27 protein-coding genes are annotated in these 24,325 nt (G+C 54.1%); 8 read left to right on the forward strand and 19 right to left on the reverse strand.

The window, feature by feature from the left end; translation table 11 throughout:
- From V7028_RS08850 to V7028_RS08860, 3 genes are all read left to right on the forward strand, one after another.
- Positions 1-1,158: cyclic nucleotide-binding domain-containing protein (locus V7028_RS08850; protein ID WP_334119721.1), on the forward strand; the 1,158-nt coding region annotated here is incomplete at its 5' end.
- Positions 1,159-1,245: 87 nt separating this feature from the next.
- Positions 1,246-1,971, forward strand: coding sequence for an esterase/lipase family protein (locus V7028_RS08855; RefSeq protein ID WP_334119722.1), 726 nt, complete (start codon positions 1,246-1,248; stop codon positions 1,969-1,971).
- Positions 1,972-2,120: 149 nt separating this feature from the next.
- Positions 2,121-2,717 carry a hypothetical protein gene (locus V7028_RS08860; RefSeq protein ID WP_334119723.1) on the forward strand — a complete coding sequence of 199 codons (597 nt, stop codon included), beginning with the start codon at positions 2,121-2,123 and terminating at the stop codon, positions 2,715-2,717.
- 4 nt (positions 2,718-2,721) lie between these two features.
- Here the strand turns inward: V7028_RS08860 and V7028_RS08865 are convergent, their stop codons facing one another.
- Positions 2,722-3,654, reverse strand: a complete 933-nt coding sequence (locus V7028_RS08865) for a LysR family transcriptional regulator (protein WP_334119724.1) — start codon at positions 3,652-3,654, stop codon at positions 2,722-2,724.
- An 88-nt stretch (positions 3,655-3,742) separates the two neighbouring features.
- Here V7028_RS08865 and V7028_RS08870 point away from each other — a divergent pair, with 88 nt between their 5' ends.
- Complete coding sequence (locus tag V7028_RS08870; RefSeq protein WP_442918719.1) at positions 3,743-4,741, forward strand: TerC family protein; 999 nt, start codon at positions 3,743-3,745, stop codon at positions 4,739-4,741.
- A 73-nt stretch (positions 4,742-4,814) separates the two neighbouring features.
- On the opposite strand, the gene V7028_RS08875 is transcribed toward V7028_RS08870, so the two are convergent.
- Genes V7028_RS08875 through V7028_RS08885 form a run of 3 tightly spaced genes read right to left on the reverse strand, consistent with a single transcriptional unit; the run spans position 4,815 to position 6,589 of the window.
- The gene (locus V7028_RS08875; protein ID WP_334119726.1) at positions 4,815-5,408 is read right to left on the reverse strand and encodes a YceI family protein; all 594 of its coding nucleotides are present in this window, start codon (positions 5,406-5,408) and stop codon (positions 4,815-4,817) included.
- A gap of 44 nt (positions 5,409-5,452) precedes the next feature.
- The gene (locus V7028_RS08880; protein ID WP_334119727.1) at positions 5,453-6,022 is read right to left on the reverse strand and encodes a YceI family protein; all 570 of its coding nucleotides are present in this window, start codon (positions 6,020-6,022) and stop codon (positions 5,453-5,455) included.
- A gap of 18 nt (positions 6,023-6,040) precedes the next feature.
- Positions 6,041-6,589 (reverse strand): cytochrome b, encoded by a 549-nt coding sequence (locus V7028_RS08885; protein ID WP_334119728.1) that lies wholly within the window; start codon positions 6,587-6,589, stop codon positions 6,041-6,043.
- A gap of 183 nt (positions 6,590-6,772) precedes the next feature.
- Here V7028_RS08885 and V7028_RS08890 point away from each other — a divergent pair, with 183 nt between their 5' ends.
- Entirely contained in the window at positions 6,773-7,309 is a 537-nt protein-coding gene (locus V7028_RS08890; RefSeq protein ID WP_334119729.1) for a c-type cytochrome, read from the forward strand.
- Between the two features lie 71 nt (positions 7,310-7,380).
- Here V7028_RS08890 and V7028_RS08895 read toward each other — a convergent pair whose 3' ends face one another.
- Positions 7,381-8,049, reverse strand: a complete 669-nt coding sequence (locus V7028_RS08895; protein WP_334119730.1) for a TetR/AcrR family transcriptional regulator — start codon at positions 8,047-8,049, stop codon at positions 7,381-7,383.
- Positions 8,050-8,189: 140 nt separating this feature from the next.
- On the opposite strand from V7028_RS08895, the gene V7028_RS08900 reads away from it, so the two are divergent.
- The 3 genes from V7028_RS08900 to V7028_RS08910 all read left to right on the forward strand — a co-directional run bounded on the left by V7028_RS08900 (position 8,190) and on the right by V7028_RS08910 (position 10,258).
- On the forward strand, positions 8,190-9,086 hold the full coding sequence (locus V7028_RS08900) for an SDR family NAD(P)-dependent oxidoreductase (RefSeq protein WP_334119731.1): 897 nt from the start codon (positions 8,190-8,192) through the stop codon (positions 9,084-9,086).
- Positions 9,087-9,182: 96 nt separating this feature from the next.
- The gene (locus V7028_RS08905; protein ID WP_334119732.1) at positions 9,183-9,833 is read left to right on the forward strand and encodes an NAD(P)H-binding protein; all 651 of its coding nucleotides are present in this window, start codon (positions 9,183-9,185) and stop codon (positions 9,831-9,833) included.
- 59 nt (positions 9,834-9,892) lie between these two features.
- Positions 9,893-10,258, forward strand: a complete 366-nt coding sequence (locus tag V7028_RS08910; RefSeq protein WP_334119733.1) for a response regulator — start codon at positions 9,893-9,895, stop codon at positions 10,256-10,258.
- A gap of 32 nt (positions 10,259-10,290) precedes the next feature.
- Here the strand turns inward: V7028_RS08910 and V7028_RS08915 are convergent, their stop codons facing one another.
- The 14 genes from V7028_RS08915 to atpE form a co-directional block, all read right to left on the reverse strand.
- Positions 10,291-12,291, reverse strand: coding sequence for a UvrD-helicase domain-containing protein (locus tag V7028_RS08915; protein WP_334119734.1), 2,001 nt, complete (start codon positions 12,289-12,291; stop codon positions 10,291-10,293).
- Positions 12,292-12,336: 45 nt separating this feature from the next.
- Positions 12,337-14,430, reverse strand: a complete 2,094-nt coding sequence (locus V7028_RS08920; RefSeq protein ID WP_334119735.1) for a primosomal protein N' — start codon at positions 14,428-14,430, stop codon at positions 12,337-12,339.
- Between the two features lie 271 nt (positions 14,431-14,701).
- On the reverse strand, positions 14,702-15,796 hold the full coding sequence (gene hemE / locus V7028_RS08925) for a uroporphyrinogen decarboxylase (RefSeq protein WP_334119736.1): 1,095 nt from the start codon (positions 15,794-15,796) through the stop codon (positions 14,702-14,704).
- A 25-nt stretch (positions 15,797-15,821) separates the two neighbouring features.
- On the reverse strand, positions 15,822-16,250 hold the full coding sequence (locus V7028_RS08930; RefSeq protein ID WP_334119737.1) for a CoA-binding protein: 429 nt from the start codon (positions 16,248-16,250) through the stop codon (positions 15,822-15,824).
- Between the two features lie 32 nt (positions 16,251-16,282).
- Positions 16,283-17,098 carry a hydroxypyruvate isomerase family protein gene (locus V7028_RS08935; protein ID WP_334119738.1) on the reverse strand — a complete coding sequence of 272 codons (816 nt, stop codon included), beginning with the start codon at positions 17,096-17,098 and terminating at the stop codon, positions 16,283-16,285.
- Positions 17,095-17,919 (reverse strand): metallophosphoesterase, encoded by an 825-nt coding sequence (locus V7028_RS08940; RefSeq protein WP_334119739.1) that lies wholly within the window; start codon positions 17,917-17,919, stop codon positions 17,095-17,097. The genes V7028_RS08935 and V7028_RS08940 overlap by 4 nt, the downstream gene beginning before the upstream one ends.
- Before the next feature lie 36 nt (positions 17,920-17,955).
- Positions 17,956-18,345, reverse strand: coding sequence for a hypothetical protein (locus tag V7028_RS08945; protein WP_334119740.1), 390 nt, complete (start codon positions 18,343-18,345; stop codon positions 17,956-17,958).
- A 146-nt stretch (positions 18,346-18,491) separates the two neighbouring features.
- Positions 18,492-18,911, reverse strand: a complete 420-nt coding sequence (locus V7028_RS08950) for a F0F1 ATP synthase subunit epsilon (protein ID WP_334119741.1) — start codon at positions 18,909-18,911, stop codon at positions 18,492-18,494.
- A gap of 69 nt (positions 18,912-18,980) precedes the next feature.
- Positions 18,981-20,372 carry a F0F1 ATP synthase subunit beta gene (gene atpD, locus V7028_RS08955; RefSeq protein WP_334119742.1) on the reverse strand — a complete coding sequence of 464 codons (1,392 nt, stop codon included), beginning with the start codon at positions 20,370-20,372 and terminating at the stop codon, positions 18,981-18,983.
- A 38-nt stretch (positions 20,373-20,410) separates the two neighbouring features.
- The gene (atpG, locus tag V7028_RS08960) at positions 20,411-21,280 is read right to left on the reverse strand and encodes a F0F1 ATP synthase subunit gamma (protein WP_334119743.1); all 870 of its coding nucleotides are present in this window, start codon (positions 21,278-21,280) and stop codon (positions 20,411-20,413) included.
- Positions 21,281-21,353: 73 nt separating this feature from the next.
- On the reverse strand, positions 21,354-22,895 hold the full coding sequence (gene atpA, locus V7028_RS08965; protein WP_334119744.1) for a F0F1 ATP synthase subunit alpha: 1,542 nt from the start codon (positions 22,893-22,895) through the stop codon (positions 21,354-21,356).
- A gap of 32 nt (positions 22,896-22,927) precedes the next feature.
- On the reverse strand, positions 22,928-23,461 hold the full coding sequence (locus tag V7028_RS08970) for a F0F1 ATP synthase subunit delta (RefSeq protein WP_334119745.1): 534 nt from the start codon (positions 23,459-23,461) through the stop codon (positions 22,928-22,930).
- A gap of 24 nt (positions 23,462-23,485) precedes the next feature.
- Positions 23,486-23,956: a F0F1 ATP synthase subunit B gene (locus V7028_RS08975; protein WP_334119746.1), complete on the reverse strand. Its 471-nt coding sequence runs from the start codon at positions 23,954-23,956 to the stop codon at positions 23,486-23,488.
- A gap of 75 nt (positions 23,957-24,031) precedes the next feature.
- Positions 24,032-24,274, reverse strand: a complete 243-nt coding sequence (gene atpE, locus V7028_RS08980) for a F0F1 ATP synthase subunit C (protein ID WP_008247085.1) — start codon at positions 24,272-24,274, stop codon at positions 24,032-24,034.
- Positions 24,275-24,325: the final 51 nt, after the last annotated feature.

Below are 24,325 nucleotides of genomic sequence, written 5' to 3' on the forward strand. Positions count from 1 at the left end.
TTGCTGACATGGCCCATTCTTGCCCAACTGCCTTTGCACATTCTGGCCACCGCCGTGGCCATCAGCTCCCTGTTTCTGATTCAAGGCAGCACCCTGAAATTGATTGCGCGGTTTGCGCGCCCCAGCCAACGCAAACGCATGGCCCCCACCGAACGCTTTACCGTGTGGGTGGTGTTCACCATGATTGTGATAACAGGCCTAAGCAACCTGTTGATCGGCACCTTGGTGGGCGTGTTGTTCGTGGCCGCCTACTTTTTGCAACAGCAATCCAGCAGCGGGTTGCGCGGCATTGAATTCAACCCCGCAGCACGGTCGCGCAGCATGCGCCCGCGTGCGCACCGCCAACAACTGGATGCCGCCTTTGAACACCTGGCCTGGGTGCATTTCGATGGCAACCTGTTTTTCGGGAATGCCCCCGCCATTGCCATTCGCCTGCAAGACGAACTGGAAAACGCGCAAACCACCGTGCTTGATTTCACACACCTGCGCTACATCGACGACACCGCCTGCGACTGCATTGAACGGCTGATAAAACAAGGCCTGCATTGCGCCCACACCGTGGCAGTTCTGCCCGCCACTTCCCAGCCCATGGGTGGTGAAAACCTGTTGCGCCGCACGTTAAACACGTGGGGAACCTCCATTCACAGCCATGTGGACGATGCCTTCTGGCACCTTGAAAACCGGCTATTGGAAAACAGCACCACCACCACCCCGACAAATGCATTGGAAACATTGATCGACAGCCACCTGTGCGACCACATGACCCCGACGCAAACCCACACCTTTGTCAACTACTGGCAAAGCGCAGAACTGCCCGCTGGCCAAGCCCTGTTCAACGAAGGCGCAACACCCTGCGGTTTGTATGTGTTGCAACAGGGGCAGCTTAGCGCCTGGCACCACACAGGCCACAGCAACGAAAGGCTGATGCGCTTTTGCCCCGGCAGCATGGTGGGTGAAATGGCGCTGATCGACCGCAAACCCCGTTCAGCCACCGTGCGGGCCGACACGCCTTGCCGCCTTCTGTTCATGCCCACGGCGCAGTTCGATCAACTGCTTCAGCACGACAGTGAACTGGGGCACATTGTGCACAACAACCTGGCCCGCGAACTGGCCCTGCGCATTCGCCTGGCCAACCAAAGCCTTGCGCTGATTCAATAAACAAGCAGCCACACTAGAGGAATTCCTCTTTGTGCAGCGCCCCGCCTTGCCGTATTTTCACGGGTGTGCACAACCTTGTAACACCCCATGAACAAAACAGAATTCCAGAAACGCTACGGCAACGCCATCGGCAAACCCAGACTGAGCCTGTTGCTTGGCGAAGTGAAAACCCCGTTTGAAGCTGCGAAGCTGGCAATGGGCTGGCACTTTCTGGCCCGCAAAAACGTGGGGCAAGGCCAAACCGTGTTGTTGTTGCCCGGCTTTGGTGCAAACCCCGGCAGCATGACATTCATCAAACGCTACCTCGATTCACTGGGCTACAAGGCCGTGCATTGGTCGGCTGGTTTTAACCACGGTGAAGTGGGCAAGCTGTTGCCACAGGTCATTGCCGACATCAAGGAACATTCCGAACAGGCACAAGCCCCCATCAAATTGCTGGGCTGGAGTTTGGGCGGCTACCTGGCCCGCGAGGCCGCACGCGAAGTGCAACACAATGTAAGCCGCATCGTGACCATCGGCAGCCCCGTGATTGGCGGGCCGAAGTACACCGCAGTCAAAGCCTTCTACGACATTCGCGGGCTTGACGTTGAATCCATCGAAAACAGCACCCTGAAACGGTTCGAACACCCGATTGTGTGCCCCATCGTGGCGCTGTACTGCAAAAAAGATTCTATTGTCAGCTGGCAGGCCTGCATCGACCGCTTTAGCCCCAACGTAGAACACATTGAAATTGACACCCCCCATTTGGCCATGGGCGTCAGCAAGGAAGTAATGAACCTGCTGCCCTATGCACTGGGCACCCCGCTGAAGTAAGCGCCGCGCAGTAAAACACAATTCAGGAAAACTTGAGCACTTTCAATCGCCGGAACAGGCGGGTGTTCAATTGTTTCCTCCGGGCTTCTACTGACTTGAAACTTTTACCAAGCGGCGTAGACTGATTTTGTGTCCTAAAGGGGTTCAACATGATCAGACAACACTATCAAGCACTCGAACACATCAGCGCTGCGGCCACTGACACCATTACGGTCAGCGATCCCAGTCGCCCTTTGAAGCTGACAGCCGATTCGCCAGCTTTCGACGCCATGACAGACCTTCGGCGTGTACACCCGGTCAGCATTTCAGGCTCTGAAACACTGGAACAAGCCCGCACCACCATGATTGTGTGTGGTGTGAAGTTGCTGTTTGTACGCAATGAACAAGGCCACCTGCAAGGCCTGTTGACCGCCAACGACCTGGCCGGTGAACGTGCCATCAAGGAAGCATCTTCCAGCAACCGCACAGTACCTGAACTAACTACACATGACGTGATGGTGCGCCTTCCCGACCTGGAGTTTCTGGAATTCGGCGCCGTGTCACGGGCCGAAGTGGGCCACATCATTGCCACGCTGCGTGCGCACAACCGTCAACATGCGCTGGTGGTGGACAACCGAACCGGAAAAATGCGCGTGGTCGGTCTGTTTTCATCCACGCAAATTGCCCGCCAAATGGGCATTCCCGTGATTGACCCCGTGAAAGCCAGTACCTTTGCGGAAATTGAAGCGGCGGTGGCTGCGGCTTGATCGCCTAAGCAGCAAGCCTGTCCAGTATGTCGACCACCAACGGGTGGTCGATCCCTTTCACATTCCACACACCGTGGATTTCCTCGTGCACTTCATCGCACTGCCCCAACAAGCGCAGCCCGCTCAGGGTTCCCGTGTCGTTCACACCCAACCGGCTCACCGGAAACACACCTGAACCACGTGCAGCAAACACCGACATCAGGGCGCTGTCCTCGAACTCCCCCACCACGTGAGGCACAATGTCCAACTGCTCAAACCAGTGATTCAAATCCACCCGCAGCCTTGAATGCCCCGTGGGCAACAACACAGGCAATTCGGCCAGGCATTGCGGGAAGTGATCCACGTGGCTTTTTTTCACCCATTTCGACGCACCGTACCAATCCACTTCCGAACTGATCAGCATGCGGCTTTGCACCCGCAAATTCGGGTTCGCCGATGGCGGCTGTCCGGCAAACACAAAATCCAGATGGTGCAAAGCCAGCTCAGCCAGCAACTGCTCGGGCTCGCCCTCATGGCAAGTGAGGTGCAAATTTTCCGTATCCAGCACTGGCTTTAACAAGGCATGCACTGCCAGCTTCGATATGCCGTCGCACAGGCCAACCCTGAAACGCAGCACCGGCTTGCCAGCCACCGCCCGCACCAGTTCAGGCAGGCTTTGGCCAATCTGGAAAATTTCCTCTGCCTTGGCAAAGGCCACCTGCCCGGCTTCGGTCAGCGCCACGCCGCGCCCAGCCGGCCTCAACAGCTGGTGCCCAAGGTCTTTTTCAAGTTCGCGCACCTGTGCGCTGATGGTTTGAATGGCCATGTCCATGCGTTCAGCAGCACGGGCAAAACCACCCTCTTTGGCCACCATCCAGAAGTAATGCAAATGGCGATAGTTCAGGGTCACGGGCACACCTTCAATTTTAGCTTCGTAAAAACCGAAGTAACGGTTCATTAAATACTGATTTTTCCGAATCCACAACTGATACACCATGGCGCCATGTTCAATTCAACCCTCATGGAGTAACAACGTGGACGTTTTAATGGAATTCATGCATGCCGACTTTCTGGGCACCGCCGCATGGATCTGGCTGTTGTTTGTCGGTATTGTGGTGGCGCTGCTCGCCTTCGACCTGGGCGTGCTGCACAAGGATGACCACGAAATAGGGGTCAAGGAAAGCCTGTTGCTGTCGGGTGGCTACATCACCGCCGCAGTGCTGTTCGGTTCATGGGTGTGGTGGTACCTTGGCGCGGAAAGCGGCATGAACTACTTCACCGGCTTTGCGATTGAAAAGTCACTGTCGATGGACAATGTGTTTGTCATCGCCATGATCTTCTCGTTCTTCGCCATCCCCCGCCAATACCAGCACCGGGTTTTGTTCTGGGGCATTTTGGGTGTCATCGTGTTGCGTGCCATCATGATTGGCCTGGGGGCCGCACTGGTGAAAGAATTCAGCTGGGTGCTGTACCTTTTCGGTGCTTTTCTTGTGGTCACGGGCATCAAGATGTGGTTCATGGCAGACCACGAACCCGACATTGAAAACAACGCGATTTTGAAGTTCCTGCGCAAGCGCATGCGTGTTACCGAGGGTTTGCGCGGCAACGCTTTCATGGTGAACGAGGCCGACCCCAAAACCGGCAAGGTGGTGCGTTTTGCCACCCCCCTGTTACTGGCACTGGTGTTGATTGAGTTTGTGGATTTGATCTTCGCAGTCGATTCCGTGCCCGCGATTTTCGCGATCACCACCGACCCGTTCATCGTGTACACCAGCAATATTTTCGCCATTCTTGGTTTGCGTGCCCTGTACTTTGCACTGGCCGCGATGATTCACCGCTTCCACTACCTGAAGTACGCTTTGGCCATGGTGCTGGTGTTCATCGGCAGCAAAATTTTCCTGGTGAACTTTATCGGCAAATTTCCACCCGCCTTGTCGCTGAGCATCACCTTGGGGCTGATAGCCGGTGGTGTGGCGTTCTCTCTCTGGAAAACCCGGGTAGAAAGCAAGCCACAAAAACTGGAACACGCCACCGACAGCAAGTAAGGCTTGCTAAAACAAAGAAGGCCGGCACCTGTTAATTACCAAGTGTCGGCCTTTCTCTTTCACTCATCTGTTTTTACTTCGGCTGCTTCACCGCTTCAATCGCAATCAGCACTTTCACTTCGGGAAAGAAGCCGCGGTCCACCGCATAGCCCAGATCGAAATCCGTGCGCTTGAATTCAGCCACCGCATTGGCGCCACACACTTCTGCTTTCTTGAAGGGGTGCATGATGCACTTGAAGGTGTTGATTTTCAAAGGCACCGGCTTGGTAATGCCCTTCAGGGTCAAATCGCCCAACACCTCCACAGGCTTGTCACCTTCAAAACGGATTTTGTTCGCCTTGTAGGTGATGGTGGGGTGCGCCTCCACATCGAACATGTCCACACCTTTGGCTTCCTCGTTCATTTTTCCATGGCCGAAGTCCAGGCTGGTGGCATCAATTTCAATGTCCACCATGCCGGTTTTGTTGGCACGGTCCAGGGTCACGGTGCCCTTGGTTTTTTCAAACTTGCCACGCCACAGGGACAAACCACCAAGGTGGTCGGCTTCAAAAGACGGGTAAGTGTGGCTGGGGTCCACCATGTAGGTATCCACCGCCGCATGCGCTGCACCCAACATGCCCAGCGCCAGTACGCCACCCATTGCCGTTTTTGATAACTGCTTGAACATCCCTTACTCCTTGTTTGTTGTTGCGTGCCTACGGTAACGCCACCTTATTTGGCGGGCATCACCAGTTTGAAATCAATGACCACTTCGTCAGCCACCAGGCTGGTGTCGCCCCACTCACCATCAGCACCCACCTTGAAATCAAGGCGCTTGATCTGCGTTTTGCCAGTGAAAGTGTGCTTACCGCCTGCGGTTTGGATTTTCACCGGAAACTTCAGCGGTTTTTTAATGCCACGAAGGGTCAAATCGCCCATGGCTTGAAGACTGTTGCCCGACCCTGTGACGCCCGTAATCAAAAAAGTCGCCTTGGGGTGGTTTTTTGAATCGAACCAGTCCTTGCCTGCCACTTCCTTGTTGTACTCGGGGTCACCCAAATCGTAACTGGCTGTGTCCACGCTCAGGGTTGCTTTGGTGTCAGAAGGCGCGGCAGGGTTGTACTGCACATCGCCAGAGAATTTCTTGAAGTTGCCACTGACCGGCACATTGAACTGCTTGAAGGTAGCCGTCACTTCGCTTTGTGCTGTGTCCAGCGGCGCCGCCAGAGTCGGGGTTACAAACCCCGCAAAAGCCAGGCCTGCGGCCATACTGCTCACAGTGAAGGCCAATCGATGAATCATGTTCTACCTGCTTGTGAATTAATCGGCCCGCATTCCGGGGATCATGCGGCCCAAAATGCCGTCTTTGTCCAGAATGTGGTGTTTCAGGGCCATCAACACATGGCCCGCCACCAGAAAGACCAAGCCTTTGCCTGAAAGTTCATGCAGGGTTTTGAACAGCTCTTTCAATTCCGGGTCTTTGTCGATCAACACCGGCAACTCGATCACGCCAAACCACACCACCGGGTAACCGGACGCCAGGCTGTACAGGTAACCAAACGTGGGCACCCCCAACATAAACACATACAAGGCCATGTGCCCCAACTTTGCAAACAACACGGTGTTGTGCCCCCAATGCGCGGGGTACCGGGGTGTTTTCGACATCATGCGCACCACAATACGAAGCAACACCAGCACAAACAAAGTAACACCCAGCCACTTGTGCCAGTTAAACAGTTTTAGCTTGAAAGGCGTAATGCCGGGTATGTCGACCATGTACAAGCCCACACCGAATGCCGTCAAAATGCCCGCTGCCATCAGCCAGTGAACCACCATCATGGGCAAACCATACCGATGGCTCTCGCTCAATGCACTCTTCAAAATCTCATCCCTCTGCTGCGCCTGCTTGCATTTTCAGCAATAAATAGTTGGGTTTAAAGTGTTTTTCACGATACAATTTACAGTTGTTTTGATGCTGCGTACATGCCACAGCATGCTTTTGCATCCCGTTATAATCTCGTTTCAACCCAGCGCTATCAATCAGGACGTCGTATGAGCGATTCAAACGAACACGAACTTCTTATCAAAACACCGAAGCAGCTCATCATTGCGATTGTTGCCTCTTTCGTTGTTCCAATTTTCATCATTATCTTGCTGGCCAACTACGTCAGCAGCAGTGAAAAGCCCGCCGCCGGCAGCAACGCGTTCTCCGAAGAAGCCATTGCGGAACGCCTGGCGCCCGTGGGAACCATTGATTTCGTGGACGCAAACGCACCCAGGGTTCTGAAAACCGGCGAGCAGGTATACGCCGCCGCCTGTGCAGCCTGCCACACTACGGGTGCAGCCGGCGCGCCAAAGCTGGGTGACCAGGGCCAGTGGGGTGACCGCCTCAGCAAAGGTTTTGATGCCCTGTGGAAAAGTGCCGTGAATGGCATTGGCGCCATGCCAGCCAAAGGTGGCAACGCCGACCTGGATGACATCGAAGTGGCCCGCGCAGTGGCCTACATGGGCAAAGAAGCGGGTGCAGATTTCAAAGCGCCTGAGCCCGCAGCCCCAGCCGATGCACCTGCGGCAAAACCTGCGAAGTAAGTTGTGCACCACGGCGTTTCCCGGTGGTCACCAAAAAAACCCGCTTTTCAAAGCGGGTTTTTTTACGCCCACTACCTGCTCAGCATGATACCAACGCCCTTGAATATCAACATGGCATTTTCCACCACATCCTCAACGGGCTTCTTGCAACCATCAAGGCTCCAGCGGGCGGCCATGTAAAGCACTGCCCCCACCAAACCAGACGCCAACAGGGTTGAATCCAGACCGGCCAGCTCGCCATCCTTGCGTTGTTCAATCAAGGGCTTGGCCAGGGTTTCCAGCATTTCCACAAAACTGTACAAGGTTTTCAAACTCAACTCTTCCAGGTGGCGGTTCACCGTCAACACCTCCACCAGCAAAATGCGCGCGGCCTGCGGGCTGTCCTTGAACTGGGTGAAGAACACCGTCAAACCAGCACGGGTCGCCTGCTCCAGATTGTCTTCTTCCATGCCCAGCAGCACATGCTGCAATTTCTCGCGCAGCGTGTCGGTGATGTGCAGGTAACAGGCCGTGAACAGCGCCTCGGCATTGTTGAAGCTTTCGTAAAAATACCGCTCGGTCAAACCCGCTTCCTGGCACAAGCCCTTCACAGTGGACGCATGGTAGCCCGTGGAGCCAAACACCTTGATGCCCGCATCAATCAGCTTTAGCCGACGATCGGCCTTGCGCGTTTCATTGGACACACCGCGGTACCGCCGCCCTGCGTTCTTGGCAATTTGTTCTGGTGCGTTTGCATTCATATTGGAAGAGATACTCGAATAATAGGCATTGACAGTATGAAGGCCCGACATTAAATTGACAACCACGATTGTCAAATTGCAGACACGATCACAAACCACAGATTGTGACGCCAAAATCATCGAATAACGGAGACCAACACATGAAATCATTCAACGGCAAAGTGGCCGCAATCACCGGCGCAGCATCCGGCATGGGCCGCACACTGGCCATTCAACTGGCCAAAGAAGGCTGCAACGTCTCTATTTCTGACGTGGACACCAAAGGCCTGGCTGAAACCGTAAAGCTGGTAAAAGCCACCAACGCCAACATCAAGGTGACCAGCCAACAACTGGACGTATCCAACCGCGACGCCATGTACGCCTGGGCCGATCAAACCGCGAAAGACCACGGCAAGGTAAACCTGATTTTCAACAACGCGGGTGTGGCTTACGCAACCCCGGTTGAACACATCGACTACGACAAGTTCGAATGGATCATGGGCATCAACTTCTGGGGCGTGGTGTACGGCACCAAGGCGTTTCTGCCACATTTGAAGGCAAGTGGCGAAGGCCACATCATCAACACCTCCAGCGTGTTTGGACTGTGTGCACAACCCACACAATCCACATACAACGCCACCAAATTTGCGGTGCGTGGTTTCACCGAAAGCCTTCGCCAGGAACTGGACATGATGAACTGCGGCGTGTCGGCCACCAGCGTTCATCCCGGCGGCATCAAAACCGCCATTGCACGCAAAAGCGTGACCGCGCCCGAAATTGAAGAATTCACTGGCACCGACCCGGAAAGCGGCAAAGACCTATTCGAAAAAATGTTCATCACCAGCGCAGGAAAAGCGGCCGATATCATTTTGAAGGCCGTAAAGAAAGACAAACGACGCGTACTGGTTGGCCCGGATGCCGTGGCCATTGACACCATGGTGCGCACCCTGCCCGAACTTTATCAAACCATCATTGTTGGTCAGATGAAAAAAATGCGCAGCAAACAAATTGCCCGCAAAAAACGCAAGGCCACCGAGAAGCAAATGCAAAGTGCCTAAACACTGACAGACATCAAACAGGCAACTGTTTGGACTTGACGTGTAAAACGCGGTTAGTCTTAAGGCTGCCGCGTTTTTTATTGAAGGGGAGCCACGTTGGAAACACCTGCAACACAAAAAACCATCCTACTGGTTGGCGCCACAGGCCTGGTGGGCCAAAATATATTGGCACAGGCACTTGCCAACCCACAAGTTGGCAAAGTTGTTGCATTGACGCGCAAACCCATCACCCCCCACCCCAAGCTGCTCAATCAACTTATCGACTTCAACGCCATTCCTGAAGAAGCACCTTGGTGGCAAGCCGATGCGCTCATCTGCACACTGGGCACCACCATCAAGGTCGCCAAAACAGCCGAGCAATTCCGGTTTGTTGATTTCACCCTGGTGGCGCAGTTTGCTGCACTGGCCGCGCAACATGCAGTGCCCTGCTTCGTGCTGAATTCTGCCATGATGGCCAGCACCAAGGCCAAGGGCCTGTACCTTCGCACCAAAGGCGAAGCCGAGCAGACGGTTAAAAATGCGGGCATTCCCGGCGTGGTGATCGCGCGCCCGGGGCTGCTGGATGGCGACCGCGAGGAATTTCGTGTCGGCGAAGAAATTGGATTGATGGCAAGCCGCCTGCTCAACCCGCTGTTGCCCAAACGCATTCGAAGCGTGAAGGTGGAGAAACTGGCACGCGTTATGCTGGAAGAAGCCCTGAAAGCCGAGCAAGGCGTCAAGGTTCTGGAATCAGAAAGTTTTCAGTGAGCCCGTCGTGGAAAGAATTTCACACGGTATGATTGGGCAAATAAATTTATATTCGCAGCATGGCCAACATTCTTCTAATTGATGACGCGAACACCATTCGCAAGGTGTGTTCGCACATTTTGACCCAATCAGGTCACGTGGTCCGCACAGCGGCTTCCGGACAGGAAGGCATTCGGGACATCATAGAAAACGGCGCACCCGATTTGATCATCACGGACATCGAAATGCCCGGCATGGACGGACTAGAATTGTGCAACCGAATTCGAAAAACCGGTGCCACTGTGCCCATCGTGGTGATCACATCCTATTCGGACAAAGAAATGATTCAACAGGCCAAAGCCCTCAGCCTTGCTGGGTGGTTGCTTAAACCGGTTACGCCTGAAGCACTCGTTCAAAAAGTAAATTCAGCGCTGGGTGCGGCTTAAGTGCCCACCTAAGTGCCCACCTAAGTGCCCACCTAAGTGCCCACCTTGGTCAGCAGCCCTTTCAAAGCACTCAGCCTGTCTTTCGGGCTCATCTTCGGTGTGTCATCGGGCAGGTCTTTGTCGGTTTCCAGTTGTAGTTCTTTAATAAACCTCGACGGAAAACAACTGACCAGTTCACGCGCTTTCTTGCGCTTTCTGCACCAGGTAATGTTCAGGCTGCGCTGCGCACGGGTTACGCCCACATACATCAGGCGGCGTTCTTCTTCCAGCCGGTCGTCAGTCAACTCGCGCCCTTCGCCATCACCAAAACTAGGCAATATACTTTCTTCACAACCAATCAAAAACACATGCGGAAATTCCAGCCCCTTGGCGGCATGCAGGGTGCTAAGCTGCACTGCGTCGGGCCTGGTGCCATCGTCTTGCCGGTCCAGCATGGTCATCAAGGCTACCTTTTGCGTCAGGTCCAACAGGGTTGCCCCCTCTTCCTCTCCCTTGTCGCCCATCCACTTTACAAAGTCCAACACGTTTTGCCATTTGGCTTGTGCACCACGCTCGTCTTGCTGCTCGTAAAGCCATTCTTCGTACTTGATGGTACTGAGCAACTCGTTCAACAAATCACGCGCGGGTTCGCGTTGTGCGCGGTATTCCAGCTTGTTGATGAAGGTACCAAATGTACGCAACGCATCCACCATGCCGGCATTCAAATGGCTTTCGGCACCAGTTTCAAACAGCGCTTCAAACAATGAAACGCCACGCGTGCCCGCATAGGTGCCCAAGGCCTCCAGTGTTTTCTGGCCAATGCCGCGCTTCGGTGTGGTCACCGCGCGAATAAACGCCGGGTCATCATCGGAATTCACCAACAGGCGCAGGTAGGCAATCACGTCCTTGATTTCTGCACGCTCGAAAAAACTTTGTCCACCGCTGAGAATGTACGGAATTTTCTGGCGGCGCAAAGCCTGTTCCAGAATACGGGCCTGAAAATTACTGCGGTATAACACAGCATAATCGCCGTACTTGGCACGGCGCTCGAAGCGGTGGCCACTCAGCATCATGGCAACCTGCTCGGCCTCGTGTTCGTCGTCGGCCATGGGGCTTATTACAATCGGCTCGCCCGGCCCGTGGTCGCTCCACAGTGTTTTCGGAAACAGCTTCGGGTTGTTCTCAATCAAGCGGTTGGCCGCCTGAAGAATACGCAGGGTGGAACGGTAATTTTGTTCCAGCTTGATCACTTTTAGTTGAGGATAGTCTTCGGTCAGCTGCCGCAGGTTTTCGATCGTGGCGCCTCGCCAGGCGTAAATGGCTTGGTCATCATCCCCAACAGCCGTGAACATGGCGCGCGGTCCGGCGATCAAACGCAGCAAATCGTATTGGCAGGCATTGGTGTCTTGCACCTCATCGACCAGCAAATAGCGCAGGCGGTTTTGCCAGCGGTTGCGCACTTCGTCATTGCTGGCCAACAGGCGCGTGGGTTTCAAAATAAGGTCGTCAAAATCCACAGCCTGGTAAGCCGCCAATGTCGCTTCATAGCTTTTGTACAGGCGCGCAATCTGCCCTTCATCATCCGTGGTGGCTTGGGCCAGCGCGGTGTCGGGATCGATCAAACCATTCTTCCAAAGCGAAACCACGCTTTGCGCCTTGCGTATCAGTTGCTTGTCGGTGGTGCCGTACAGCTGTTGCACCAAACCATAGGTGTCGGTGGCATCCAGAATCGAGAAGCGTGCCTTCAACCCGGCGTGCTTGTGTTCTTCACGCAGAATCCGAATGCCCAGGCTGTGAAACGTGCACACCAGCAGGCCCTTGCCTTCCGTGCCATGCAGCAGCTTGGCCGCACGTTCTTCCATTTCCTTGGCGGCTTTGTTGGTGAAGGTAACAGCGGCAATGTTCTTCGCGCTTACACCTTTGTTTTGAATCAGATGCGCAATTTTTTGGGTAATAACACGTGTTTTACCCGACCCGGCCCCTGCCAGTACAAGGCAGGGACCATCGACGTAATGCACAGCTTCGCTTTGGGCTTTGTTCAGGCCAACAAACATACAGGGGGGAAACTCCAGGGGAAGGCATTACTGTACCAGAGGCACTTACAGATCGACCGGATCCACTTCCAAAAACCAGCGAACGCTACCGGGTAACTCGTGCAGTTGCGCTAGCCATTGGGTTAAGAAACGATGCAAAGCAGGTCGCGATTCGCTTTCAATCAGCATTTGCGCGCGTTCAATGCCACCCACTCGCACAACCGTCAGCGGCACCGGGTCGCACATAAACACAGGGTTGTCCGCATCCACCAAAGGTTCACCCAACTCCCTCGCCGTGCTTAAAAACTGCAGGCAATTGGCCAGCTTTTTGTGGTCGGCCCGAATGGTGGCCTGGTGTGAAAACGGCGGCATGCGGGCGTCTTTGCGGGCCTGCATTTCATGGCCAGCAAAGCTTTCGTAATTGTGCGCCTTCAAGGCATCAAACAGCGGATGCTGCGGGTACCGGGTTTGCACAACCATGCGGGCATCACCGGCCCTGCGCCCCGCCCGGCCCGCCACCTGCATCAGCTGCGCAAACAAGCGTTCCGGCGCGCGGTAAGCATGCGAATACAGTGACGCATCCACATTCAAGGCCAACACCAGGGTTACGTTGGCAAAGTCGTGCCCCTTGGCAATCATCTGCGTGCCCACCAGCACATCGGCTTCCCCGCTGTGGGCCTGCTGAAGCAAAGCTTCCATTTGCCCCTTGTTGCGGGTGCTGTCGGCATCTATTCGCAGAATGTTCGCGGTGGGCAGCAAACCGGCAAGGGTTTCTTCAATGCGCTGGGTGCCCCGGCCAAAGCCGGTCAAATCCTGATTACCGCAGGTGGGGCAATGTGTGGGCACGCGCTGGCCTGCACCACAGTGGTGGCAACGCAGCATGCGTTCATTCTTGTGCCACACCATGTGCGCTGTGCAGTGGTCGCAATTGGCCACCCAGCCACAGGCATTGCACACCATTTGCGGCGCGTAGCCACGGCGGTTCAAAAACACAATACTTTGTTTGCCCGCTTCAAAGTTTTGCACCAGGGCCTGCATGGCGGGTTCGCTCAAACCTTCCTTGGCGGGAAAGTTGGCCGTGTTGATCAACTCTACCTTGGGCAAGCTGGCACCCAGCACTGCACGGTTCTTCAACGTCAAGCGCTTGTAAGCACCGAGATCGGCTTTCAACCAGCTTTCCAGCGCAGGGGTGGCCGAACCCAAGACAATGGGCACCTCGCGCTGTTTGGCCAGCATCAGGGCCAAATCGCGGGCATGGTAACGCATGCCGTCTTGCTGCTTGTACGAAGGGTCGTGTTCCTCGTCCACCACAATCATGCCAAGCCTGGGCAGGGGGGTCAGCACGCCCAAGCGCGTGGCAATAATTACATCAGCGGCACCTGTTGCGGCCTCAAACCAGGCTTTGGTTCGGGTCAGTTCGGCCAGGTTGCTGTGCATCACCACCACGCGGTGCGGGGCAAGGCGTTCTTTGTACAAGGCCTGCGCAGCCGGGGTCAGGTTGATTTCGGGCAGCAACACCAACACCTGTTCACCACGCCTCAGGCGTTCTTCCACAGTGTGCAAGTACACCTCGGTTTTGCCGCTGCCGGTTACGCCGTACAGCAAGAAGGGCTGAAAGCCGGCTGCAGTCGACAACTGCGCCACAGCCTCCAGCTGCTCGGTGTTCAACAGCGGTTTTTCCAGTTTGTCTATTTTGGTTTTGGCAACAGCAAGGGGCTCGTGTCGCTCGGCCAGCAACTTCAAGGCGTGTTCCCGCGATTTGCCCACCATCACAGGTTCTTCCCCACGGGCGTTCAGTACGCGCAGGGCTTTGGGCAAAGCCTCCAGGGCGATCATGCCCAAAGGGTGGTGGTAATACTTGGCTGCGAATTCAATCAACGCGCGCCACTCTGGGCTTAAGCACTCCGCCTCATCCAGAATCGCGTGCACAGGTTTGATGTTTTCAGCCATTTGCTGGTCAGGCGCAACACCTTGGACCAAACCAATTCGATGCTGGCGCCCCCACGGCACAATCACTCGCATCCCGAATTGGGGCGAGGTTTCGCTGCACCATTGGTATGTAAATGCTTTGGGAAGCGGTGCAGCAACCAACACATTCACCAGCAAATGACACCCCTCGATCGGGTTAGATGATGTGTCTGGACTTGGGTTTGTCTTCACAGCTTACTTTAAGTTCATGGACTAGCTGACTTGAATTAAACGGATTACAAAAGACCAACACGCATTGTGGATAACTTTGTGGACATCCGTGGATTGTAGATGTAAAGGTGCTACAGGATGCGGATCTTCATGTAAAGTACAAATTTTGTAAAATAACAATTTATTTCATTAAATCAACAACTTAACTGCCACCCCTGCCTGTCCGATCATCGTGCAATGCAAAAAAAGGTTTTCTTGGACTTGCGCCAAAAATGTGCATAAGTCCAAGTTTTCACTGCCTTTGTTTGCGGCTGTATGCATGAACAGCGTTCACCATGACCTCAACGCTGTCGGGGTTGGTGAACTGGGAAATACCATGCCCAAGGTTAAACACATGCCCCGCACCGGCTTGTGGAACCCCGAAGCTTTCCAGCGCCTTGGCCACTTCAGCCTCAATTTGCGCGGGCTCAGCGAACAGCACATTGGGGTCCAGGTTGCCCTGAATTGCACAACGGTCGCCAACGCGCGCACGTGCCTGCCCCAGATTCACGGTCCAGTCCACCCCCACGGCGCTGGCACCGGTGGAAGCAATGTCTTCCAGCCACAAACCACCGCCTTTGGTAAACACAATGGATGGGATGCTTTCTGTGAAACTGCCCCGGTTGGCCTGCAACGGCAAACTGGCGACAATTTTCCGGATGTAGTTCAAGCTGAACTTGTGAAATGCACCATCTGCAAGCGCACCACCCCAACTGTCGAAAATCATCACAGCCTGGGCACCGGCATCAATTTGCGCGCGCAGGTACTGGCTGACCGCCTCGGTGGTCACCTCCAGAATGCGGTGCATCAGGTCAGGGCGCTTGTACAGCATGGTTTTCACCTTGCGGAAATCGCTACTGCCACCGCCCTCCACCATGTAGCAGGCCAGGGTCCAGGGGCTGCCAGAAAAACCAATCAAGGGCACACGGCCATCCAGGGCACCACGGATGGTGCTGACGGCATCAGTGACATACTTCAGGCTGGTGCCAATATCAGGCACCGCCAGCTTGGCCACGTCTTCTTCCGTCACCAGGGGTCGCTCAAACTTTGGACCTTCGCCTTCGGAGAAGTACAAACCCAGGCCCATGGCATCAGGCACGGTCAGAATGTCGGAAAACAAAATGGCCGCATCCAGCCTGTAGCGCTCAAGGGGCTGCAAAGTCACTTCACAGGCGGCTTCCGGGTTGGTGCACAAACCCATGAAATTGCCAGCCTTGGCCCGGGTTGCCCGGTATTCCGGCAAATAACGCCCGGCCTGGCGCATCAGCCACACAGGCGTGTATTCAGTGGGCTCGCGGCGCAATGCACGCAGGAAAGTGTCGTTCTTGACGGGCTGAAAACTGCTCATGGTCTTTGGTGCTTGATAAAATGATTCAAATGAGAAACAGGCGCTGGTGCTCGGTTTTCAGACAGCGATCCATCACAAAAGGCAGTCCCGCTGCCTTTGCCTTGGCTTCCACCAAGTCGTTGCGAATACCCTGCTGCAACCACACTGCGCCAGCGCCGATATTCATGGCCTGTGCCAGTACGTCCGGCGTGTATTCCGCGCGGCGAAACACGTCCACCAAATCAACCTTGAGGCCGCTTTCTTCAACCGCTGTTTTCAAATCGGGATAACAGGTTTCACCCAACAGGCCGCTGGGGCGCCCCTGCAAGCCAGGATTGATAGGCAAAATCCTGTAACCCTGTGACTGCAAATACTTGGCAACAAAAAAACTGGGCTTGTGTGCCTGCGATGAAAAGCCCACCACGGCGATGGTTTTTGCTGTTTCAAGCAACTGCTTCAGTTCAGGGTCTTGCATGCACAATCCTTCTGGCGGTTGCCCGCTCAAGCTCAAGATTCGAAGGACTCCATTGTGCCTGAAAAACCGGTCTGCCGGACCCACCCAAGCCCATCCCGGGTGGCCCCTTTGGGCCGGTACTCACAGCCAATGTGCCCCGTGTAAACAAGTGCTTTTAGTTGCAGATACACTTGTGAGTAATCCAGCCCCTTGCAAGAAGGTTCGTCCCGATTGGGCACCCCCGCAATTTGCAAGTGCTTCACACGCCCTGTGGGCAGGTACCGGGCCAGTGCATCCAGCGCATCGCCCTCCACGCGCTGGCAATGGTAAAGGTCCATTTGCACGCCCAGGTTGGGGCGATCCACACGTTGTATCAAGGCATGCGCAGCCGCTTGCTCGGCGAGCAGATAACCGGGTATGTCGTTGCGATTGATCGGTTCGATCAGCCAATCAATTGACCCGCCAATTGTTGAGTCAGCCAACCACGACAGGTTCTTTTCATAGCAAGCCCATGCGCGCTCCACTGAAGCCGCCTCACCCAGGTTCACCGCGCCAGCCAGCACATGCACTTTGCGTACGCCCAGGGTGTTTGCGTATTCGCTCGCCAGCTCAATTGAACGCTTGAACTCATCGCGCCGCGCAGGCGAACTGGCCAAACCACGATCACCTTTGGCCCAGTCACCTGCAGGTGTGTTGATCAGCACCCAGGTAACGCCCGCCTCATTGGCTTTGTCGCGCAACAATTCAGCGCAATATTCATAAGGAAACATGCATTCAGCGTGCTGAAAACCGTCTTCGGCACACGCTTGCAACCGGTCCGGAAATTCGAACTCGGTGTATAACCAGCTCAGGTTGGCTGCCAGCTTCATACTTCAAACACCAGATTCGGATTAAAGAACGGATTCTCGAACGCCTGCGGCGTCACCTGCACTTGCCCGCGTTCCATTTTTCTGGCCTTGCCCTTCTTGCGCACGTAACCGCGCGGGTTCACCAGCACACGGGTTTGCCCGCCGTTCTGGTGAACGGTGTAGTCAAAGGAGTCGTGCATGTGGCCGTGCACCCACACATCGGCCTTACCCATCAAACGACCAAGATCCGACACAAATGCAGCATTGATCGGGCTTAAATAAAAACGCGGGTGAATACTTTGTGGGTGGGGTGCATGGTGGGTGACCACCACGGTTTTGCCGTCGAAGGGTTTTGCCAGCTCGCATTCCAGCCAATCGATGTTCTGGTAGTGCAAGTCAATGCCCATGGTTGGCGAAAACTGCTTGCCCCGCATGCGGATCAGTTTGTAATCGGGCAGAAAAGCCTTGGCCACCAGTTCTGCACCAAAACGCCAGCCAGGTTGAATATTGAAATCAGTCCACAAGGTACAACCCAGAAACCGGACACCATGAATCACGACACTGGTTCGCTGAAGATAATTCAGGGTTTTTCGGGCAGCAAGTTCAAACAGCTGATCATCAAGAATTTCGATGTCGTGGTGGTAGTACTCGTGATTGCCAGCAATATAAATGTGGTTTTCTTCACCCATATCGGCCAAAGCCTGCAGGCCTTTGATGCCTTGGTGAATGTCGCCGGCAAGTATCATCAAATCCACATCACTGGCGGGCTGGGGAACAGCCGCCAGAGCGGGAAAGTTGCGCATCGTTTCAAGATGCAGGTCAGAATACAGGGCGATTTTCATGCCTTTATTCTAACCCGTTCAAGACATGCAAATGGCTTACACGCCCTCGGTGCGCAAAGCCTGGCCCATCTGTTCAATGCAACGCATCACATGGTCTTCCAGAATTTTGCGGGTAAGGTGCCGCCAGTCAAGGCGGTTGATAAACACCAGTTTGTCGGTTTTCTCATTGATGGCAAACCAGGTGGGAATGGGGGTGGAACGACCCATCTCGCGGTTTGCTTGAAGCACCTTCTTGGCTGCGGCCAGATTGTCCACATGAAAGTGTTTCAACTCAATGTGAATGTCTACCCAGTGCACACCTTCCATTTCACCCTCCTGCAGTGCAACAGGCTGGTCATTAAAGAAGAACACAGGACCATTTGGGGTTCTTTCGCTGGGGCGGGACTGAGCAAGGTCAGCCAACAGATCGTCAAATTTCTTGTACATAAAGTAGCTCCTAGATAGCCCTTTATGTTGTCAACCGTGACGTGTAGTTCCAATAAACGTGCAGGTACTTCCGTTCAAGAAAAAAGCCACGGTTTTCACCGTGGCTTTTGTCCGCTTCAACCTTTGGGGCTTTGGCATTTTATTGCTTAACGTACTTTTCTCAAGCGCTTGATGGCCTGCAACTGCGCAATCGCGGAAGCCAATTCAGCCTGTGCTTGAGCATAGTCAATGTCTGCACTGCGATTGGCCAATGCTTCCTCTGCCAATCGCTTGGCTTCCATTGCTTTGGCTTCATCCAGGTCGCTGCCGCGAAGGGCCGTGTCTGCCAAAACAGTAACGGAGTTGGGTTGTACTTCCAACACGCCACCATTGACGAACACCACTTCTTCTTCAGCCTGACCTGCAATCTTGATGCGAACTGTACCGGGCTTGATGCGTGTAATCAGCGGGGTGTGGCGAGGGTAAATACCCAGCTCACCCTGCTCTCCTGGCAAAGCAACAAACTCTGCTTCACCTTCGAAGATTGATTCTTCTGCACTCACCACGTCCACGTGGATTGTCGACATACTCATTTCCTTTGTGATGGGTGCCAGTTTGGGTTTTCACCTCAACCGGCACACGACACACCAGTCGGATTACTGAATTTTCTTGGCTTTTTCGAAGGCTTCATCGATGGTACCTACCATGTAGAAAGCCTGCTCGGGCAAGTTGTCACACTCACCGTTCACAATCATCTTGAAGCCGCGAATGGTTTCCTTCAGTGACACGTACTTGCCGGGTGAACCGGTAAACACTTCAGCCACTGTGAAAGGCTGTGACAGGAAACGCTGGATTTTACGCGCACGGGCCACGGCCAACTTGTCTTCTGGAGACAATTCGTCCATACCCAAAATCGCGATAATGTCGCGCAGTTCCTTGTAACGCTGCAGTGTTTGCTGAACGCCACGGGCCACGTTGTAGTGCTCTTCGCCAATGATGTTGGGGTCCACCTGGCGTGATGTGGAATCCAGAGGATCCACCGCAGGGTAAATACCCAAAGAGGCGATGTCACGAGACAACACAACTGTCGCGTCCAAGTGGGCAAACGTTGTCGCAGGTGACGGGTCGGTCAAGTCATCCGCAGGAACGTAAACCGCTTGCACGGAAGTAATGGAACCCTTCTTGGTCGAAGTAATACGCTCTTGCAAGCGACCCATTTCTTCGGCCAGTGTTGGCTGGTAACCCACCGCTGAAGGCATACGACCCAGCAACGCAGACACTTCTGTACCGGCCAAAGTAAAGCGGTAAATGTTGTCCACGAACAGCAGCACGTCACGACCTTCGTCACGGAAGTATTCAGCCATGGTCAAGCCAGTCAGCGCAACACGCAGACGGTTGCCGGGAGGCTCGTTCATCTGGCCATACACCAGTGCAACTTTGTCCAACACGTTGGAATCTTTCATCTCGTGGTAGAAGTCGTTGCCCTCGCGAGTACGCTCACCCACACCGGCGAACACGGAGTAACCACCGTGCTGCTTGGCGATGTTGTTGATCAATTCCATCATGTTCACGGTCTTGCCCACACCCGCACCGCCGAACAAGCCTACCTTACCGCCTTTGGCGAACGGGCAGATCAAGTCGATCACCTTGATACCGGTTTCCAACAGTTCTGTCGAAGGTGACAGTTCGTCGAAAGCGGGTGCATCCTGGTGAATGGCACGTGTTGCATCGGTTTTCACGGGGCCGGCTTCATCGATTGGGCGACCCAATACGTCCATGATGCGGCCCAGTGTGCCTTGGCCCACGGGAACTGAAATTGGCTTGCCTGTGTTTGTCACAGCCATGCCACGGCGCAAGCCGTCTGATGCACCCAAACAGATGGTACGAACTACACCGTCACCCAGCTGCTGCTGAACTTCCAGTGTCAGTTCGGAACCTTCCATGGTTAGCGCGTCGTACACTTTCGGCATGTTGTTGCGTGAAAACTCAACGTCAATCACCGCGCCGATACACTGTACGATTTTTCCTTCGTTTGTCGCAGTACTCATCGTTATTTCCTTAATTCAAAATCGTTCCGAACTTCCGCTTACACAGCCGCTGCGCCGCCGACGATCTCTGCCAATTCTTTCGTAATGGCAGCCTGACGGGCTTTGTTGTAGGTAAGTTGCAGTTCACTGATCACATTCTTGGCGTTGTCTGACGCTGCCTTCATCGCAACCATACGTGCTGATTGTTCTGAAGCCATGTTTTCTGCTACTGCCTGGTACACCAATGCTTCGATGTAACGCAGCAACAAATCGTCGATCACGGCCTTCGCATCCGGCTCATAGATGTAGTCCCACGACGTGGAGCCTTCATCGGCTTGCAGCCTTTCGCCACCCAAGGGCAGCAGTTGCTCGAACACGGCCTCTTGCTTCATGGTGTTCACAAACTTGGTGTATGCCAGATAAACAGCATCCACTTCGCCTGCAACGTACGCATCAAGTTGTACCTTGATCGCGCCGATCAGCGCTTCCAGGTGGGGCTTGTCGCCAAGACCCGTGACCTTGGAAGTTACTTCAACACCAATGCGGTTAAAGAAGCCAGCGCCCTTTGTACCGATTGCGGTTGCTCGTACCTTTGCGCCCTTGGCACCAAACTCCTGAAATTTGCTGGTCACCAAACGCAGAATGTTGGTGTTCAAGCCACCACACAGACCTTTGTCCGTTGTCACAACAATCGCAGCCACGTTTTTGATTTCGTTGCGCGCCACCATGTATTCATGGCGGTATTCAGGGTTTGCCTTGGCCAGGTTGGCACAAATGTTCCGAACTTTGTCCGCATAGGGACGAGCCGAACGCATACGGTCCTGGGCTTTGCGCATTTTGGACGCAGCCACCATTTCCATCGCCTTCGTGATCTTTCGCGTGTTTTGCACGCTCTTGATCTTGGTCCGGATTTCCTTCATTCCTGACATCGTATTTCCTCCAATGACCGGGAAGGTGCAAGACCTTCCGGGTTATGCGGTGGGTACAATCAGATCGCTCTGATTAATACGCGCCAGTTTTCTTGAATGACTTCACGGCCTCGTGCAGCTTTGGCTCGTCGTCTTTCGACAACTCGTAAGTCTGCTCGATGCGATCGATCAGGTCCTTGTGGCTTGTCTGCATGAACTGACGCAGAGAAACCTCAAAAGGAAGAACGTTCGCGACGTCAACATCATCCAGATAACCATTGTTGATTGCGAACAGGGCCAGTGCCATTTCCCATGTTTTCAACGGGGCGTACTGGGGCTGCTTCAACAATTCAACCACACGGCGACCACGTTCCAGCTGGCGGCGGGTTGCTTCGTCCAGATCAGAAGCAAACTGCGCAAACGCAGCCAATTCACGGTACTGAGCCAAGTCGGTACGGATACCGCCTGACAGCTTCTTAACCACCTTCGTTTGCGCTGCACCACCCACGCGAGACACGGAAATACCCGCGTTGATCGCTGGACGGATACCGGCGTTGAACAAGTCGGTTTCCAGGAAGATTTGACCGTCAGTAATTGAAATTACGTTGGTTGGAACAAACGCGGTTACGTCACCAGCCTGGGTTTCAATAATTGGCAGTGCGGTCAATGAACCGGTTTTGCCTTTCACTTCACCCTTGGTGAATTTTTCAACGTAGTCGGCGTTCACGCGTGATGCGCGCTCAAGCAAACGGCTGTGTAGGTAGAACACGTCACCCGGGTAAGCTTCGCGGCCGGGTGGGCGACGCAGCAACAGGGAAATTTGACGGTAGGCCACAGCTTGCTTGGACAGGTCGTCGTACACGATCAAGGCGTCTTCACCGCGGTCGCGGAAGTATTCGCCCATGGTGCAACCTGAGTAAGGTGCCAGGTATTGCATCGCAGCCGATTCAGAAGCAGAAGCCACTACAACAATGGTGTATTCCAGCGCGCCGAATTCTTCAAGCTTGCGGACCACGTTCACGATGGAGGAGGCTTTCTGGCCCACAGCCACGTACACGCAAGTAACGCCTGTGCCTTTCTGGTTGATGATCGCGTCGATCGCCACAGCTGTTTTACCAGTCTGGCGGTCGCCAATGATCAATTCACGCTGGCCGCGGCCAACGGGAACCATGGCGTCAATCGCTTTCACGCCGGTTTGCAGAGGCTGGTCTACTGACTTACGCTCAATAACACCAGGCGCCACTTTTTCGATCACGTCAGTCATCTTGGCGTTCACTGGGCCTTTGCCGTCGATCGGCACACCCAATGCATTCACCACGCGACCACGCAGTTCAGGACCAACAGGCACTTCCAGAATGCGGCCGGTACACTTGACCAGGTCACCTTCAGAAATATGCTCATAGGAGCCCAAAATAACGACACCCACGGAATCACGTTCCAGGTTGAGCGCCAAACCAAAGGTGTTGCCCGGGAATTCAAGCATTTCACCTTGCATAACATCTGACAAACCATGAACGCGGCAAATACCGTCGCTCACGGACACTACAGTACCTTGTGTCCGGATGTCGGCCGATGATCCGAGGCCTTCGATCCGGCTCTTGATCAGTTCACTGATCTCAGAGGGATTAATCTGCATATTGATTGCTCCAATTACGTTTGAGGGCCAAGTTAGGCTGTTAAAGCCGCCTTCATCGCGTTGAGTTTGCCGCGCACCGAACTATCCAAAATCTGGTCGCCAACGGTGACGCAAACGCCACCAATCAGCGATTCATCCACCTGAACTGTTACCTTCAGCTTGGAACCAAATTTCTTCTCCAATGCGCCACGTACGTTTTGAACTTCAGCATCAGTCATGGGGAATGCAGAGGCGATGACCGCGTCTGCAGAACCTTCATGGCTGTTCTTCAATTCTTCGAACTGTCGAGCGATTTCTGGCAAGGCCAGCAAACGGCCATTTTCCACAAGCGCATTCAAAAAATTCGTTGCTTGCGCTTCCGCCGGTGTCTTGGTCAGTTCAACAAACACTTTCAACACCTGCTCGTCAGTCAACTTTGGGTTGCTGACCAGCAATTTGATGTCTGCGTTGCTTGCGACTGCCGACCACGACTGTAGCCAATCACTCCACTGATTCAGGTTTGAAGTTTTGGCAACTTCAAATGCAGCTTCAGCGTAAGGACGGGCGATGGTGGATAGTTCGACCATTTTGTTTTTCCTTAAGCGTTAGGCTTACAGTTCCGCTTTCAGTTGATTCAGCAAATCTGCGTGGGCCTGGGCGTTCACTTCCTTCTTCAGGATTTGTTCTGCGCCTTTCACCACGAGAGTTGCCAACTGATCGCGCAACTGGTCACGGGCACGTTGTGCTTCGTTTGCAGCTTCCGCTTCAGCCTGCGCAAGAATTCGCTTGCGCTCAACTTCGGCTTGTTGTTTTGCCTCTTCGATAATCTGCTGGGCACGCTTTTCTGCTTCGGCCAGGCGTTGCTGATTTTCAGAACGGCTAACAGCCAATTCCTGTTCAGCTTTACGACCGGCGTCTGCCAAAGCCTGCTTACCACGTTCTGCAGCGGCCAGGCCGTCTGCGATTTTCTTTGCACGCTCATCGATGCTCTTGATCAGTGGAGGCCATACGAATTTCATCGTAAAGACCGCCAAGATGAAGAAAACGACGAGCTGAGCAAACAGCGTTGCGTTTAAGTTCACGGCATGTTTCCTCTAAAACGCACGAATTGGACTTAAAACATTCGTGCGGTGTTGTTCGAAGGAAGTGGCGGTAAATTAACCAACAAATGGGTTGGCGAACGCGAACATCATCGCGATACCAACACCGATCAGGAACGCAGCGTCGATCAGACCGGCCAAAACGAACATCTTTGTTTGCAGTTCGTTCATCAGTTCTGGCTGGCGAGCAGACGCTTCCAGGTACTTACCGCCCATGATGGCAATACCGATACAGGCACCAATCGCACCCAAACCAATAATAATGCCGCAAGCAAGAGCTACGAAAGCAACGTTAGTCATGACAACTCCTTAAATTGAAAAAATGAAAAATTAAAAAAACCAAAAAAACTA

Origin of the sequence: Limnobacter sp., assembly GCF_036846585.1 — a bacterium.
In the GTDB taxonomy this organism is placed as follows: domain Bacteria; phylum Pseudomonadota; class Gammaproteobacteria; order Burkholderiales; family Burkholderiaceae_B; genus Limnobacter.

Coding starts and splice junctions, on each gene's coding strand:
- atpD (WP_334119742.1), bottom strand. CDS start 20,372: ATGAGTACTGCGACAAACGAAGGAAAAATCGTACAGTGTATCGGCGCG.
- atpG (WP_334119743.1), bottom strand. CDS start 21,280: ATGTCAGGAATGAAGGAAATCCGGACCAAGATCAAGAGCGTGCAAAAC.
- V7028_RS08950 (WP_334119741.1), bottom strand. CDS start 18,911: ATGTCGACAATCCACGTGGACGTGGTGAGTGCAGAAGAATCAATCTTC.
- V7028_RS08970 (WP_334119745.1), bottom strand. CDS start 23,461: ATGGTCGAACTATCCACCATCGCCCGTCCTTACGCTGAAGCTGCATTT.
- V7028_RS08900 (WP_334119731.1), top strand. CDS start 8,190: ATGAAATCATTCAACGGCAAAGTGGCCGCAATCACCGGCGCAGCATCC.
- V7028_RS08940 (WP_334119739.1), bottom strand. CDS start 17,919: ATGAAAATCGCCCTGTATTCTGACCTGCATCTTGAAACGATGCGCAAC.
- V7028_RS08865 (WP_334119724.1), bottom strand. CDS start 3,654: ATGAACCGTTACTTCGGTTTTTACGAAGCTAAAATTGAAGGTGTGCCC.
- V7028_RS08910 (WP_334119733.1), top strand. CDS start 9,893: ATGGCCAACATTCTTCTAATTGATGACGCGAACACCATTCGCAAGGTG.
- hemE (WP_334119736.1), bottom strand. CDS start 15,796: ATGAGCAGTTTTCAGCCCGTCAAGAACGACACTTTCCTGCGTGCATTG.
- V7028_RS08860 (WP_334119723.1), top strand. CDS start 2,121: ATGATCAGACAACACTATCAAGCACTCGAACACATCAGCGCTGCGGCC.
- atpE (WP_008247085.1), bottom strand. CDS start 24,274: ATGACTAACGTTGCTTTCGTAGCTCTTGCTTGCGGCATTATTATTGGT.
- V7028_RS08945 (WP_334119740.1), bottom strand. CDS start 18,345: ATGTACAAGAAATTTGACGATCTGTTGGCTGACCTTGCTCAGTCCCGC.
- V7028_RS08855 (WP_334119722.1), top strand. CDS start 1,246: ATGAACAAAACAGAATTCCAGAAACGCTACGGCAACGCCATCGGCAAA.
- V7028_RS08875 (WP_334119726.1), bottom strand. CDS start 5,408: ATGTTCAAGCAGTTATCAAAAACGGCAATGGGTGGCGTACTGGCGCTG.
- V7028_RS08935 (WP_334119738.1), bottom strand. CDS start 17,098: ATGAAGCTGGCAGCCAACCTGAGCTGGTTATACACCGAGTTCGAATTT.
- V7028_RS08880 (WP_334119727.1), bottom strand. CDS start 6,022: ATGATTCATCGATTGGCCTTCACTGTGAGCAGTATGGCCGCAGGCCTG.
- V7028_RS08890 (WP_334119729.1), top strand. CDS start 6,773: ATGAGCGATTCAAACGAACACGAACTTCTTATCAAAACACCGAAGCAG.
- atpA (WP_334119744.1), bottom strand. CDS start 22,895: ATGCAGATTAATCCCTCTGAGATCAGTGAACTGATCAAGAGCCGGATC.
- V7028_RS08895 (WP_334119730.1), bottom strand. CDS start 8,049: ATGAATGCAAACGCACCAGAACAAATTGCCAAGAACGCAGGGCGGCGG.
- V7028_RS08915 (WP_334119734.1), bottom strand. CDS start 12,291: ATGTTTGTTGGCCTGAACAAAGCCCAAAGCGAAGCTGTGCATTACGTC.
- V7028_RS08930 (WP_334119737.1), bottom strand. CDS start 16,250: ATGCAAGACCCTGAACTGAAGCAGTTGCTTGAAACAGCAAAAACCATC.
- V7028_RS08870 (WP_442918719.1), top strand. CDS start 3,743: ATGGAATTCATGCATGCCGACTTTCTGGGCACCGCCGCATGGATCTGG.